Here is a 12,685-nt window from a genome sequence, read left to right as displayed (position 1 = left end):
ATTTCTCCTTCTCTCTCGGCCTCAGGCCAGGCTGACCAGTTCGAGACGAACGGCGCATTTCTTGAAGTCCGTCTGCTTGGAGATCGGGTCCGTGGCGTCCAGCACCACGTTGTTGATCAGCCGGTTGGCATCGAAGAAGGGCACGTAGACCAGCCCTTGCGGCGGCCTCACCCGGCCGCGGGTCTCGACCCGCAGGCGTACCTCGCCACGGCGGCTGATCACCTTCACCTCACTGCCGCGCCGCACGCCTTCCGCACGGGCATCCTCCGGGTGCATGTAGAGCAGCGCCGCCGGCACCGCCCGGTGCAGTTCCGGCACCCGGCGGGTCATGGAGCCGGTATGCCAGTGCTCGAGCACCCGCCCGGTCGAGAGCCAGTAGGGGAACTCGTCGTCCGGCGACTCGGGGGGCGGCTCGTCGGGTACGGCAAAGATCAGCGCGCGGTCGTCGGGCTTGGCGTAGAACTGCACGCCCCGGCCCTCTTCCACGTAGGGGTCGTAGCCTTCGCGATAGCGCCACAGGGTTTCCTTGCCATCCACCACCGGCCAGCGCTTGCCGCGGTTCTGGTGGTAGTTGTCGAAGTCGTCCAGGTCCTTGCCCTTGCCGCGACCGAAGCGGGCGTACTCCTCGAACAACCCCTTCTGGATATAGAAACCGAGCGCCTCGGCCTCCTGGTTGGCGTAGCCCTCCTCCATGTCGGAAAGCGGGTAGCGATCCACCTGGCCGTTGGCGTAGAGCAGGTCGAACAGGGTGCTGTCGCGGTACTCCGGCGCCTTGTCGAGGTGATCCGCCGGCCAGACCTCGTCGACCCGGATGCGCTTGGAGAACTCCACCAGCTGCCAGAGGTCGGAGCGCGCCTCACCCGGGGCGGTGACCAGCTGATGGAAGAACTGAGTGCGCCGCTCGGAGTTGCCGAAGGCGCCCTCCTTCTCGACCCAGGAGGCGGCCGGCAGGATCAGGTCGGCGGCCTGGGCCGACGCAGTGGGGTAGATATCGGAGACGATGACGAAGGCCTCTTCGTTGCGCCAGCCCGGCAGGATCTCCTGCTGGGTATTGGGCCCGGCCTGCATGTTGTTGTTGACCTGGGTCCAGTAGACCTTGATCTCGCCATCCTTCAGCTTGCGGCTCTGCTCAACGGCATGGAAGCCCACCCTTTCGGGGATGGTCCCCTCAGGCAGCTTCCAGACCTCTTCGGCGAAGGCGCGATGTTCGGGGTTGGTGACCACCCGGTCCGCCGGCAGGCGGTGGGCGAAGGTCCCGACTTCCCGTGCCGTGCCGCAGGCCGAGGGCTGGCCGGTCAGCGAGAAGGGGCTGTTGCCGGGCTCCGATATCTTGCCGGTGAGCAGGTGCAGATTATAGATCAGGTTGTTCACCCACACGCCGCGGGTGTGCTGGTTGACCCCCATGGTCCAGAAGGTCATCACCTTGATGTCGGGATCGGCGTAGAGTTCGGCAAGCTGCTCCAGTCGGCTCTCGGAGACCCCGGACTCCCGCGCCGCCCGCTCCAGGGTGAAGTCGGCAACGTGTTCGGCGAACTCGTCGTAGCTCATCGCCGTCCAGCGGTTGGGATCGTCGGCGTTGGCGGCCGCCTGCTGCAGCGGATGCTCGTCGCGCAGGCCGTAGCCGATGTCGTCCACCGCACGCACGAAGTTCGTATGGCTATCGACGAAATTGCGATCGACCCGGTCGGTCTGGATGATGTGATTGGCGATGTAGTTGAGGATCACCACGTCCGCATTGGGCGTCATCACCATGGGGATGTCGGCCAGGTCGAAGCTGCGGTGTTCGAAGGTGGAGAGCACCGCCACCTGGGTATCGGGGAAGGAGAGCCGTCGATCGGTGACCCGGGTCCAGAGGATCGGGTGCATCTCCGCCATGTTCGAGCCCCAGAGCACGAAGGCATTGGCATGTTCGATATCGTCGTAGACGCCCATGGGCTCGTCGGAGCCGAAGGCGCGCATGAAGGCATACACCGCCGAGGCCATGCAGTGGCGCGCATTGGGGTCGATGTTGTTGGTGCGCAGCCCGGCCTTGAACAGCTTGCTGGCGGCATAGCCTTCCCAGATCGTCCACTGTCCGGAGCCGAACATGGCCACGCTGTCGGGCCCATGGTCGCGAATGGCGGTCTTGAACTTGTCGGCCATCAGGTCGAGGGCTTCGTCCCAGGAGACCGGTTCGAAGTCACCCCGCTTGTCATAGACCCCGTTGCGCTTGCGCAGCATCGGCTGCTGCAGCCGATCCTGGCCGTAGAGAATCTTGGACAGGAAGTAGCCCTTGACGCAGTTGAGCCCCCTGTTGACCTCTGAATGAACGTCGCCGTGGGTGGCAACGATACGGTCGTTCTGGGTGCCTACCATCACGCTGCAGCCCACCCCACAGAATCGGCAGGGCGCCTTGTTCCAATTGAGCTGCGTGAGCTCGGCATTGGTGATCAGGTTGCTGGCGCCAACCGGCATGGCCATGCCGGCGGTGGCGGCCGCCACTGCCGCTGCATTGGCCTTGGCGAATTCACGACGAGTCAGCTTCATGTCGGCATCCCTTCTGCTGGGGCTTGTTGTTCGACGGTATCGGCGGGTTCATCGGCGGTAGCAGGGTCGAGCATCTGGTGATAGACCAGCGCCGCCCCCAGTACGCCGGGCCTCATCTGGACCGAATCGATCAGCTCGAGAATCCGCGCCTCGCGCTCGCTCTCCACCACCACCACGAGCTTGCCGGACGGATCGTCGGCGCTGACCTCGCTCCCGGATTGGGCATCCAGCCATTGGGCCACTTCCCGGCGGTGCTCGGGCCGGGCATGGACCAGCAGGCTGGCGATATGCAGGGCTTCATTCGGCATGGGCCATCTCCTCGATTGTCATTGTGATGGCATGATTGGGACACTGGGACTGGCAGGCACCGCAGCCGGTACAGGCCTCGGTATCCAGTCGCGGTCTTGGGGCGCGGCCGATTTCAGGCGCAAAGGCGATGGCTCGCCACTCGCAGGCGTCCTGGCAGCTCTGGCAGTGAACGTTTCCCAGCGCCAGGCAGTTGGCCTCGATCCGGGCCCGCCAGGGAAAGGCGACGCGTCGAGTATCGAAGACCGGTTCGCCGCAGGCCTCTACGCAGGCGCCGCACAGGGAGCAGCCCTCTTCGTCGAAGCGGATTTCGGGGTAGCCGCCACCGCCTTGGAACAGCACCTGCTCGGGGCAGGCCTCGATACAGGCCGCACAGCGCACGCAGCGCTCGGTGAAGTCATCGCCGGTCCAGGGAGGCCGCCGGATGGGGCCATGTCCGCCAAGGGAGCGAAAGAACTGACGACGCCTGTTGTTGTTGTTCGTCTTTGCCATACGGCCCTCAGCCCGGGGGGCCGGGCGGGCCGGTGAAGGTCTGGTAGATCCAGACGGAAAAGCCGAAGCTGCCCACCACGGCGATCGCCAGTATCGGAAACAGCAGGATGGCGATGAACAGGAACAGCTTGAGCTCCTTCCGCTTTCGGACCTCCGGCGCCATGGTATCCGGGTCTTCCATACCACTCTCCCTCATTACCCAACAGCAAATTCTTGGTCACCTTGACTTCAAGGGTAGCTAATATTCCGAGCCTGTCACGCCTTGTCATAAGCAAATAACGCAACGGGCCCGCCGGATGGCGGGCCCGCGGGGCAACGGCAAAGATATCTCGCTCAGGGCTGTCTTCTACCCCCGCTCAGGGCTGCTTTCCACCACCCCGCTCAGGGCTGTTTAGCCCCTCGGATCAGCGCATCCAGCGCGGCCTGGTAGCCCTGGCTGCCGAGCCCGGCGATGACGCCGTCGGCACGCAGCGAGACATAGGAGTGATGGCGGAAACTCTCGCGCTTGTGCACGTTGGAGAGATGCACTTCGATGACCGTGCCGTCGAAGGCGTTGAGCGCATCGAGGATCGCCACCGAGGTGTGGGTATAGGCGGCGGGGTTGATGATGATCGCCGCGGTGCCGTCGATACGGGCGGCATGGATCGCATCGATCAGTTCGCCTTCGTGGTTGCTCTGGCGACAGGTGACGTCCCAGCCGTTCATCGCCGCCTTCTCATAGAGGGCATTGTTGATGTCGTTGAGGGTCTCGCTGCCGTAGATCTCCGGCTGGCGGGTACCCAGCAGGTTGAGATTGGGGCCGTGCAGTACCAGTACTTTGTTCATCTCGTTGTCTCTTTCGTGTTAGGGAAACACTGCACAAATGCCTGCGCGAGCGAATCGCTACGTTGCGCGGTGCTCGGAATCCTCACATATACCCCATATGCTCCGGTTCCTGTGCTCCGTGCGCCTTGCGCTTCATCTCGCTCGTCAATTTGTTCAGCGCTTCCTTAGCGCTTTCGTGATAGCACTGTCGTGATGGCGGAAGGAACCGCGCCTAGAGAAGGCCGGCTCTGATTTCATGTCGACGGTTCGAGCAATCGCTGCCAGGCATCGATCACGACCTGCCGGTGCGCCTGGAAGTCACTGCCATCACCGAGAGACGCTTCGCGGGTCAGCGAGGTACGGTGAACGGCGCTGCGGTAGGCCAGGTAGGCTTCGCGCAGGCGCCGACAGTCGTCGGCAGGCAGGCGACCGCTGCTCTCCAGGGTCTCGAGGATGCGCATGTTGTCGCTCCACTGGAGCAGCTCGGGCGTGTCGTGCCCCATGGAGAGCACCGCGAACTGGCAGATGAACTCGATGTCGATCATGCCGCCGGCGTCCTGCTTCAGGTCGAAGGCACCGGATTCGCCCTTGCTGCCCAGGTGGTCGCGCATCTTGCGCCGCATCGCCACCACCTCCTGGCGCAGCGCCTCGACGTCGCGGCTGCGGCCAAGGATCTCCTGGCGCACCGCATGGAAACCCTCTGCCAACTGTGGGTTGCCGGCCACCACCCGGGCCCGAACCAGTGCCTGGTGCTCCCAGGTCCAGGCCTGATTGCGCTGATAGTCGGCGAAGGCAGTCAGCGAGGTCACCAGCAGGCCGGAATTGCCCGAGGGCCGCAGGCGCATGTCTACTTCATAGAGCGTGCCGGCCGGGGTCACCGCCGTCAGCAGGTGGATGATGCGCTGCCCCAGGCGGGTGAAGAAGACCGGCGCGTCGACGGGGCGTGCACCGTCGGTGCTGGCGTTGGCATCGGCATCATGGACGAACACCAGGTCCAGGTCCGAACCGTAGCCCAGCTCGATGCCGCCCAGCTTGCCGTAGCCGATGATCAGGAACTCCGGGTCGGCACCGGCCCGGGAGCCATCCCTGCGCACCGGGTAGCCGTGCTTGCGCACCAGGTGCCGCCAGGCCATGCCCAGCACCGCCTCCAGCAGCACCTCGGCGATATAGGTGAGGTAGTCGCTGACCTTCATCAGGTGGCGGGTGCCGGCGATATCCGAGGCGGCGACCCGCAGCACGTGGGCGTGCTTGAAGACCCGCAGCGCCTCGAGCTGGGCCTCCTCGTCGTCTTCGGGAATACGGCCCAGTGCCTGGCGCAGCTCATCGGCCAGCCGCGCCTTGTCGGCGGGGGTATAGAGCGTTTCGGGGGTCAGCAGCTCATCGAGCAGTAGCGGGAAGCGGGCCAGCTGCTCGGCGATCCAGGGGCTGGCGCCACACAGGTGCATCAGGTGGCTCAGGGCTTCGGGGTTCTCGCGCAGCAGCGCCAGGTAGGCGGTGCGCCGCAGCACCGACTCGACCAGCGGCAGGACACGCTCCAGCGCGGTATCCGGGTTCTCGCTCTCGGCGACGGCGTTGAGCAGCATCGGCATCAGGGCATCCAGGCGCTGGTAGCCGATGCGCTGCATCGCCTGCACCTGGCGCGACTCGCGCAGCGACACGAGCCGGCGCAAGGCCGTGTCCGGCGCGGAGAAATCGGTCTGGGTCAGCAGTTCCAGGCTCTCCTCCTGGTTGAACTCGCCCTGCCACAGCGAACGCCACGCCTCGAGCGAGCCGGCACTGCCATCCTCCGCCTCGTCGCTCTCTCCGTTTTCACCCCCGTTTTCCCCCTCCGGGTCGGCGATCACCGCGTCGAAGTGCTGACGCACCCGCTCCCGCACCTCGTCGAGGCGGGCGATCACCCCCGGCCAGTCTTCCATGTCCAGCGCCAGCGCCACCCGCTCGCGGTCCTGGTCGTCGCCGGGCAGGCTCTGGGTCTGACGGTCCTCCAGCGCCTGCAGGGCATGTTCCAGGTCGCGCAGGAAGACATAGTCCGGCAGCAGTTCGTCGACCACTTCCTGGGGCAGTAGCCCCACGTCGGGAAGCCGCTCCAGCGCGGTCTTGAGCGAGGTCACCTGGAGCTCCGTGTCGCGCCCCCCGCGAATCAGCTGGAAGGCCTGGACCACGAACTCCACTTCGCGGATGCCGCCGGGGCCGAGCTTGATATTGGCCTGCATGCCCTTGCGCTTCACCTCGCGGTTGATGAGCCCCTTCATCTCGCGCAGCGACTCGATGGCGCCGAAGTCGAGGTACTTGCGATAGACGAAGGGCCGCAGGTTGGCCAGCAGCTCGCCGCCCGCCTCCAGGTCGCCGGCGACCGGCCGTGCCTTGAGCAGGGCGTAGCGCTCCCATTCGCGCCCCTGGTCCTGGTAGTAGGAGGCCAGCGAGGCGAAGTTGCCCACCAGTGGCCCGCCGTCGCCCAGCGGGCGCAGCCGCATGTCGACGCGAAAAGCGAAGCCATCGGCGGTCACCGCGTCCAGGGCGGTGATCAGCCGCTGCCCCAGCTTGGTGAAATATTCCTGATGCTCGAGCGCCTTGCGGCCGCCCTGGGTCTCGCCTGTCTCGGCGTAGGCGAAGATCAGGTCGATATCCGAGGAGAGATTCAGCTCGCCGGCGCCGAGCTTGCCCATGCCCAGCACCACCAGGCGCTGCTCCCTGCCGTCGTCACGCGGGGCGGGGCGCCCCCAGCGGGGCTCGAGATGAGCTTCAAGCCAGCCCAGGGCGCCATCCAGGCAGACCTCCGCGAGGCGGGAAACCGCCGCGCTGGTATGCCACATGTCCACGCCGGCAGGCCGTGTCAGGTCGCGCCACACGATGCCCAGCATGCGCGCACGCCGAAACCGACGGATGGCCGCATGCAGGGCATCCTCGTCCTCGGCCGCTTCCAGCCGCTCGCCCAGCGTATCGCGCAGCGTCGCCTCGTCGGGGGCCGCCTCCAGCTCGCCGCCGGCATCCAGATGCAACAGCCAGTCGGGATGGCGCACCAGGGTATCGAGCACGAAGTCGGAGATGACCAGCACCCGGGCCAGCTGGCGGCGGCGCTGTTCATCGAGCGCCTCCCAGCTCTCCGAGGGCCGCTCCTGCCCCGTCATCTCGGCGACATTGTCGGCCTGGGCCAGGCTGTCGCTCAGGCGCTGCCAGGCCTTGCCCAGGGCGGGCCTGAGCGGAGCGGGAACGTCATCGTCGGGGAGGAAGTCATCGGGAAGGGCCATATGCAGCTCGCCTTGTCGCAGCTCGGATGCCTCCAGCATAACGAAGGCGAGGCCTTACCGGCACCCCGCAGGAGCCCATGGCGGCATTCAGCTCAGGAATTTCTGCCAGGTCAGCAGGCCCCAGGCCAGGCCTGCCAGCAGCAGCGACAGCATCACCGCCGCCGAGCTGATGTCCTTGGCCCGCCCCGAGAGTTCATGGTGCTCGGTGCCGATGCGGTCCACCACGCTCTCGATGGCGCTGTTGAGCAGCTCGACGATCAGTACCAGCAGGCAACTGCCCAGCAGCAGGATCCACTCCACCGGCCCCTCGCCGATCCACCAGGCCAGCGGTAGCAGGATCACGCAAAGGGCCAGCTCCTGGCGAAACGCCGCTTCATGGCGGAAGGCGAGCTCAAGCCCCTTGAGCGAATAGCCGGTGGAGTTGATCAGATGGCGCCAACCGGTGTGTCCACGCTTCATGATGCTGTGCTTCCTGTCTCGCGCCCTAGCGGGCTGGGTGAAGGGCCTACGGCCAGGTCAGTGGGCCTCGATCATGCGCTCCAGGTCGTCGGCCAGGGGGTCGAGCACCTGGGCCCAGTTGAGCCACGGCGTCGTCGCGGTCCCGTTGACCAGTACGGTGAAGACCCCCCAACGCCCGGAGAGGGTTCGGAAGTAGCCGCTCACGGAGCGCACGGCAATGGGCTGGTTGAGGGTCCCGGTCTTGAGCATGACGTGGTTCTGGAAGGTGGACGAGCCCCGCTGGATGAAGCGCGACACGCCGTTGGCCGGCGACTGGAAGCTGGCAACGAAGCTGGGGAACAGCGCCGTGCGGTGAAACATGCTCTCCAGCAGGATGTTGGAGCCATGGGCCGAGGTGCGATTCTCGGTGGTCAGCCCGCTGCCGCTCTGCATGATCAACGGTCCATGGTCGGGCATCCCCGCCACGTAGTGCTCGATGGCGTCGCCGGCCTGCAGCAGGCTGCTGCGCGGCGTATCGACCAGGTTGAGCGCCAGCACATCGGCCATGAAGTTGTTGGAGTAGTTCATGGTTCGCAGCAACAGCTCCTGCAGCGGCTTGCCATCCACTGCCGCCAGGGTGCCGGCCGCGGCGGGGGGCTCCTCGACGCTGGTGGTATAGCCCTGGCGCACCGCGATCCCTGCCTGCTCGAGCATGGCCGTCATGGTCCGCGCCGTCTGCTGTGCCGGGTCGCTGCTGGCCCGGTAGACCTCGCGTGGCGAGGCGTTCAGCGATATCTGGCCACGCAGCACCATGACATCACCCTCCTCACCGGTGACCCGTTCTGCATTGAGCTCGGTGCCGCTGTTGGGGGGCTGGGTCTCGACCTGGTTGTCGATGCCGACGATGGTGGTCTGGCTGTCACAGCTGGTGATCTGCGCCGGCTGGCCGGCCGCCGCCCCGGGGGCCACGCTGACGCACCAGCTGCCGTAGTTGACCCCCGCCGACGAGAGCAGCGCGCTGTAGGCGTTGGCCGTGCGCGTACGGGCCTGGCAGCGATCGGTGGTGATGCACTCCACGGGGCCGAAGCGCCACTGGCTGACCACCAGGCGCCCTTCCACCTCACGTACGCCACGTTGGTGGAGACGCTGCGCCAGGCGCCACAGGTCCTCGGTGGTGAGCGCCGGGTCGCCGCCTCCCTCGAGTATCAGGTCGCCGGCCACGACACCGGAGCCGTTGAGCTCGGCATCGCTTGCCAGCCGGGTTGTGAAGCGGTGCTGGGGGCCCCAACGATCCAGTGCCGCCGCCGCCAGGTAGGCCTTGGTCACCGAGGCGGGCGACAGCTGGCGCTGGGGCTCGATGGCACCGAGGACTTCGCCGGTGTCGAGCAGCTTGGCCTCGGCACTGACCAGAAAGCCCCTCTCGACCATGCGCTCCAGTTCCGGAAAGCCGGCACCCGCCGCACCCAGTGGCAACAGCAACCCCAACAGCAATCCCAACGGCAGGACAAGCCAACGCGACATGAACAGGAACCTCGTATTGTAAGAATGTCGAACCCATGTGGCCGGCCCGAAGTACGCCTCAGTGTACGGATACCCGGGAGAACAGCTGGATCACCACGACCCCCACGATGATCAGCGTAATCCCCAGCATGGCCGGCAGGTCGGGCCGCTGGCCGAACACCAGCGCACCGACGAGTGCCACCAGTACGATCCCCATGCCGGCCCATATCGCGTAGGCGACCCCGACGGGGATGGTACGCAGCACCAGCGACAGCATGTAGAAGGCCAGCACGTAACCGACTACCACTATCAGGCTGGGCCAGAGCCGGGTAAAGCCCTCGGTGGCCTTGAGCGCGCTGGTGGCAACCACTTCGGCCACGATGGCCAGGGCCAGGTAGACAAACGCCATCTCAGCCCTCCTCGTTCGATTCGGTGGGTACCAGGCCGGGTGCATGGGGCAGTGTGGCAACGAGGCGACACAGAGACTGACCACTGGCATGGTACTTCTGTTCAAAGGGAGTCAGGCAATCCGCGCCGGGATCGTGAGCCTCCACGGCGGCCGTCTCCCCGGTGGCCTGCTCCAGCGCCAGGGCGAACTCCTCGACGTAGAGCCGCCAGTTGGAGCGCAGCTCCAGGCGTCCGCCCAGCGCCACGATCACCGGGAAGATCGCGTGACCGTGCCAGCGGGTCTTGAGATGGGCCGACTTGGGGTAGGGGTTGGGGTAGAGCAGGTAGTGACGCGCCGGCTGCCAGCCGGCTGCCAGCGCCAGGCGCCAGAAATCCACCAGGTCGGCACGTACCAGCAGGGCATTGTCGGGAAGCGCGCCATGATCGCGGGAAAGGCGGTCGGCGCTGCGATCCACACCGATGACCCGATGGTCGGGGAAGCGGCTCGCCAGGCGCCTGGTGGAAAGCCCCACGCCGCAGCCGGCATCCAGGATCAGCGGTGCCCCGGCAGCGCCCTGCAGCCAGGCGTCGGCCTGCTCGAAGGCCGCGCGGGTATGGTCGGCTATGGGCTTGCGCAGCGGATGGCGCAGGGCACGCTCGACGCGGCGGGCCAGGTCCCGGTGGGGCCCCGGCTGGTTGGTCACGATGTTACGGGAAGTGGCATGCATGCGGCATCGGCTACGACGATTGCGAAACCGACCATTCTACCAGCCATGGCGCCGCACGCGAGGCGGGATGCGGCGGAGATAGGCGGCGAGTGAACAAAAAAATGGCGCGCTCCAAAGAAGCGCGCCCACATACCCACTCGTATGACTCAAACAGCAAGCCCATGGTAGCGCGCCAGCCGCCATACATCAAACGTTCGTTTCATTTATTTGTGCCTCAAAGGGCCCCGGGGAGCCCATGACGGGGTCCCGGGCCGGGTGCTATGATCGCCAGTCTCATACCAATTACAGCCACTCGCACCAACAGCAGAACGAGGAAAGCGGCTTGTCACACTTACCGGTGATCGTCGGCATGGGCGGCGTCAACGCCGCCGGCCGTACGTCTGGCCATCAAGCATTTCGTCGCACCGTGATCGATGCCTTGACCGACGACGACCAGCAGCATCTCCTGCTGGGCCTGGCCGCCCTGATGGGGCTGGGTAGCCATCGGGATGGCCGCTGGCATGACGCCACAGGCCAGGCCATCAGCCCTTCCCAGTTGGCTGACCAGTGCCGCGAGCAGATCCTCGACCACACGCTCATCCGGCGCATCGAGGACCCCCGGTTCAATGATGACGGCCTGCCGGCCAACCGGCGTGCCAGCCTGGAGCTGGGCAACGAACTGGTCTTCCGCATTCGGCGCCGCCAGCTGCCCGAACGCCTCCCGGGAACCTGGCAGGTTCGCGAGCTGGATCGCCATACCCTCGAAGTCACGGTGCCTCCCGGCGACCTGGACGTGATGCTGCCTGAAACCCGCCCGGCCCTGGTTCGCGCCGCCGGCCAGCTGCCCAGCGGCTTCGATCCCAGCCGCCACTATCGCAGCGTGCATCACCCTCGCGGCCTGTCGATGTCGATCTTCGCCGCCAGCGACTGCCTGGGCAGCAGCGGGCTGACCTGGGAGACACTGCGCGATCGCCTCGACCCGGACGAGGTTGCCGTCTATGCCGGCAACTCCATCGGCCAGCTCGACGACGAAGGCTGGGGTGGACTGCTCAAGAGCTTCGTCTCGGGCAACCGCGCCACCTCCAAGCAGATGCCGCTGGGCTATGGCCAGATGCCCGCCGACTTCCTCAACGCCTATGTACTGGGCAGCGTCGGTGGCACCGGCGCCGTCCTCGGCGCCTGCGCAAGCTTCCTCTACAACCTGCGTTTGGGGTGCGAGGATATTCGCAGCGGCCAGCGCCGGGCGGTAATGGTCGGCACCTCCGATGCGCCGGTGACGCCGGAGATCATCGAGGGCTTTCGCGCCATGGGCGCCCTGGCCGATGACGACAGCCTCAAGGCGCTGGACGCCCTGGAGCTGCTGACCGATGCCGACTACCAGCGTGCCTGCCGCCCCTTCGCCCGCAACTGCGGATTCACCATCGCCGAGGCCAGCCAGTTCATCCTGCTGCTGGACGACGCCCTGGCGCTGGAAGTCGGTGCCGAGATACTCGGCAGCGTGCCGGGGGTCTTCGTCAACGCCGACGGCTGGAAGCGCTCGATCTCTGCCCCGGGCATCGGCAACTACATCACACTGGGCAAGGCCACCTCACTGGTGCGCGACATGCTCGGCGAGAAAGCCCTGAAAGAACGCACCTTCCTGCATGCCCATGGCACCAGCACGCCCAAGAATCGCGTGACCGAGTCCCATGTCTTCGACCTCATCGCCCAGGCCCACGGCATCGAGAACTGGCCCGTGGTGGCGGTCAAGGCCTTCGTCGGCCACTCCCAGGGCAGCGCCGCCGGCGACCAGCTGACCAGCGCCCTGGGCAGTTTCGCCCATGGCCTGCTGCCGGGCATTCCCACCCTGAACGCGGTGGCCGACGACGTACATGCGGACCGGCTGCACTTCTCCCGCACCCCCCAGGCCTTCGACGCCGATGCCGCCTTCATCAATGCCAAGGGCTTCGGCGGCAACAACGCCACCGGCGTGGTGCTGTCGCCGGCCGTGACCGAACGGCTGCTGACGCAGCGCCATGGTGAAGCCGCGCTGGCGGCCTGGCGTGAACGCCGCGAGGCGATCCGCGAGGCGAGCAAGGCCTACCTCGACAGGGCCGATCACGGCCACTACGAGGCCCGCTATCGCTTCGGCGAAGGGGTACTGGAGGGGCCGGAACTCGACGTCAGCGCCGACAGCATCCGGATTCCCGGCTACGCGCGCCCTGTCTCGCTGGCGGTGGACAACCCCTTCGGCCGGCTGGAGGAGTGACCCGGCGGCCGAGTCGCCATTGTCGGCCT

The 12,685-nt window shown here is 66.4% G+C and carries 11 protein-coding genes; 1 reads left to right on the top strand and 10 read right to left on the bottom strand.

All coding sequences use genetic code 11. The features are described 5' to 3' along the window. Window positions 1-21: 21 nt before the first annotated feature. The 10 genes from napA to trmB all read right to left on the bottom strand — a co-directional run bounded on the left by napA (window position 22) and on the right by trmB (window position 10,429). Window positions 22-2,526 (bottom strand): nitrate reductase catalytic subunit NapA, encoded by a 2,505-nt coding sequence (gene napA, locus LY622_RS14175; protein WP_234291488.1) that lies wholly within the window; start codon window positions 2,524-2,526, stop codon window positions 22-24. After that, window positions 2,523-2,834: a chaperone NapD gene (locus LY622_RS14170; RefSeq protein ID WP_234291487.1), complete on the bottom strand. Its 312-nt coding sequence runs from the start codon at window positions 2,832-2,834 to the stop codon at window positions 2,523-2,525. The genes napA and LY622_RS14170 overlap by 4 nt, the downstream gene beginning before the upstream one ends. Then, complete coding sequence (gene napF, locus LY622_RS14165) at window positions 2,824-3,324, bottom strand: ferredoxin-type protein NapF (RefSeq protein WP_234291486.1); 501 nt, start codon at window positions 3,322-3,324, stop codon at window positions 2,824-2,826. The genes LY622_RS14170 and napF overlap by 11 nt, the downstream gene beginning before the upstream one ends. 7 nt (window positions 3,325-3,331) lie before the next feature. Next, on the bottom strand, window positions 3,332-3,505 hold the full coding sequence (locus LY622_RS14160; RefSeq protein WP_234291485.1) for a periplasmic nitrate reductase, NapE protein: 174 nt from the start codon (window positions 3,503-3,505) through the stop codon (window positions 3,332-3,334). A 200-nt stretch (window positions 3,506-3,705) separates the two neighbouring features. After that, complete coding sequence (gene aroQ / locus LY622_RS14155) at window positions 3,706-4,149, bottom strand: type II 3-dehydroquinate dehydratase (protein WP_234291484.1); 444 nt, start codon at window positions 4,147-4,149, stop codon at window positions 3,706-3,708. A 233-nt stretch (window positions 4,150-4,382) separates the two neighbouring features. Further along, a complete protein-coding gene (gene glnE, locus LY622_RS14150) occupies window positions 4,383-7,376 on the bottom strand; it encodes a bifunctional [glutamate--ammonia ligase]-adenylyl-L-tyrosine phosphorylase/[glutamate--ammonia-ligase] adenylyltransferase (protein ID WP_234291483.1) in 2,994 nt (997 codons plus the stop codon). Window positions 7,377-7,463: 87 nt separating this feature from the next. Then, complete coding sequence (locus LY622_RS14145; RefSeq protein WP_234291482.1) at window positions 7,464-7,835, bottom strand: diacylglycerol kinase; 372 nt, start codon at window positions 7,833-7,835, stop codon at window positions 7,464-7,466. A gap of 57 nt (window positions 7,836-7,892) precedes the next feature. Further along, window positions 7,893-9,335: a D-alanyl-D-alanine carboxypeptidase/D-alanyl-D-alanine endopeptidase gene (gene dacB / locus LY622_RS14140; RefSeq protein ID WP_234291481.1), complete on the bottom strand. Its 1,443-nt coding sequence runs from the start codon at window positions 9,333-9,335 to the stop codon at window positions 7,893-7,895. 58 nt (window positions 9,336-9,393) lie between these two features. Continuing rightward, window positions 9,394-9,723, bottom strand: coding sequence for a DMT family transporter (locus LY622_RS14135; RefSeq protein ID WP_234291480.1), 330 nt, complete (start codon window positions 9,721-9,723; stop codon window positions 9,394-9,396). Between the two features lies 1 nt (window position 9,724). Continuing rightward, a complete protein-coding gene (gene trmB / locus LY622_RS14130; protein ID WP_234291479.1) occupies window positions 9,725-10,429 on the bottom strand; it encodes a tRNA (guanine(46)-N(7))-methyltransferase TrmB in 705 nt (234 codons plus the stop codon). Window positions 10,430-10,778: 349 nt separating this feature from the next. On the opposite strand from trmB, the gene LY622_RS14125 reads away from it, so the two are divergent. Next, on the top strand, window positions 10,779-12,656 hold the full coding sequence (locus tag LY622_RS14125; protein WP_234291561.1) for a beta-ketoacyl synthase: 1,878 nt from the start codon (window positions 10,779-10,781) through the stop codon (window positions 12,654-12,656). Window positions 12,657-12,685: the final 29 nt, after the last annotated feature.

Origin of the sequence: Halomonas alkalisoli (assembly GCF_021412585.1) — a bacterium.
GTDB classification, from domain to species: domain Bacteria; phylum Pseudomonadota; class Gammaproteobacteria; order Pseudomonadales; family Halomonadaceae; genus Halomonas; species Halomonas alkalisoli.
The sequence above is the reverse complement of the archived record's forward strand: the minus strand, read 5'-3'. Positions and strand labels throughout refer to the sequence as shown.

Excerpts from the sequence above, each read along its gene's own strand:
- dacB (WP_234291481.1), bottom strand. The coding sequence starts at position 9,335 with ATGTCGCGTTGGCTTGTCCTGCCGTTGGGATTGCTGTTGGGGTTGCTG.
- napF (WP_234291486.1), bottom strand. The coding sequence starts at position 3,324 with ATGGCAAAGACGAACAACAACAACAGGCGTCGTCAGTTCTTTCGCTCC.
- LY622_RS14145 (WP_234291482.1), bottom strand. The coding sequence starts at position 7,835 with ATGAAGCGTGGACACACCGGTTGGCGCCATCTGATCAACTCCACCGGC.
- glnE (WP_234291483.1), bottom strand. The coding sequence starts at position 7,376 with ATGGCCCTTCCCGATGACTTCCTCCCCGACGATGACGTTCCCGCTCCG.
- LY622_RS14135 (WP_234291480.1), bottom strand. The coding sequence starts at position 9,723 with ATGGCGTTTGTCTACCTGGCCCTGGCCATCGTGGCCGAAGTGGTTGCC.
- aroQ (WP_234291484.1), bottom strand. The coding sequence starts at position 4,149 with ATGAACAAAGTACTGGTACTGCACGGCCCCAATCTCAACCTGCTGGGT.
- LY622_RS14170 (WP_234291487.1), bottom strand. The coding sequence starts at position 2,834 with ATGCCGAATGAAGCCCTGCATATCGCCAGCCTGCTGGTCCATGCCCGG.
- trmB (WP_234291479.1), bottom strand. The coding sequence starts at position 10,429 with ATGCATGCCACTTCCCGTAACATCGTGACCAACCAGCCGGGGCCCCAC.
- LY622_RS14125 (WP_234291561.1), top strand. The coding sequence starts at position 10,779 with ATGGGCGGCGTCAACGCCGCCGGCCGTACGTCTGGCCATCAAGCATTT.
- LY622_RS14160 (WP_234291485.1), bottom strand. The coding sequence starts at position 3,505 with ATGGAAGACCCGGATACCATGGCGCCGGAGGTCCGAAAGCGGAAGGAG.
- napA (WP_234291488.1), bottom strand. The coding sequence starts at position 2,526 with ATGAAGCTGACTCGTCGTGAATTCGCCAAGGCCAATGCAGCGGCAGTG.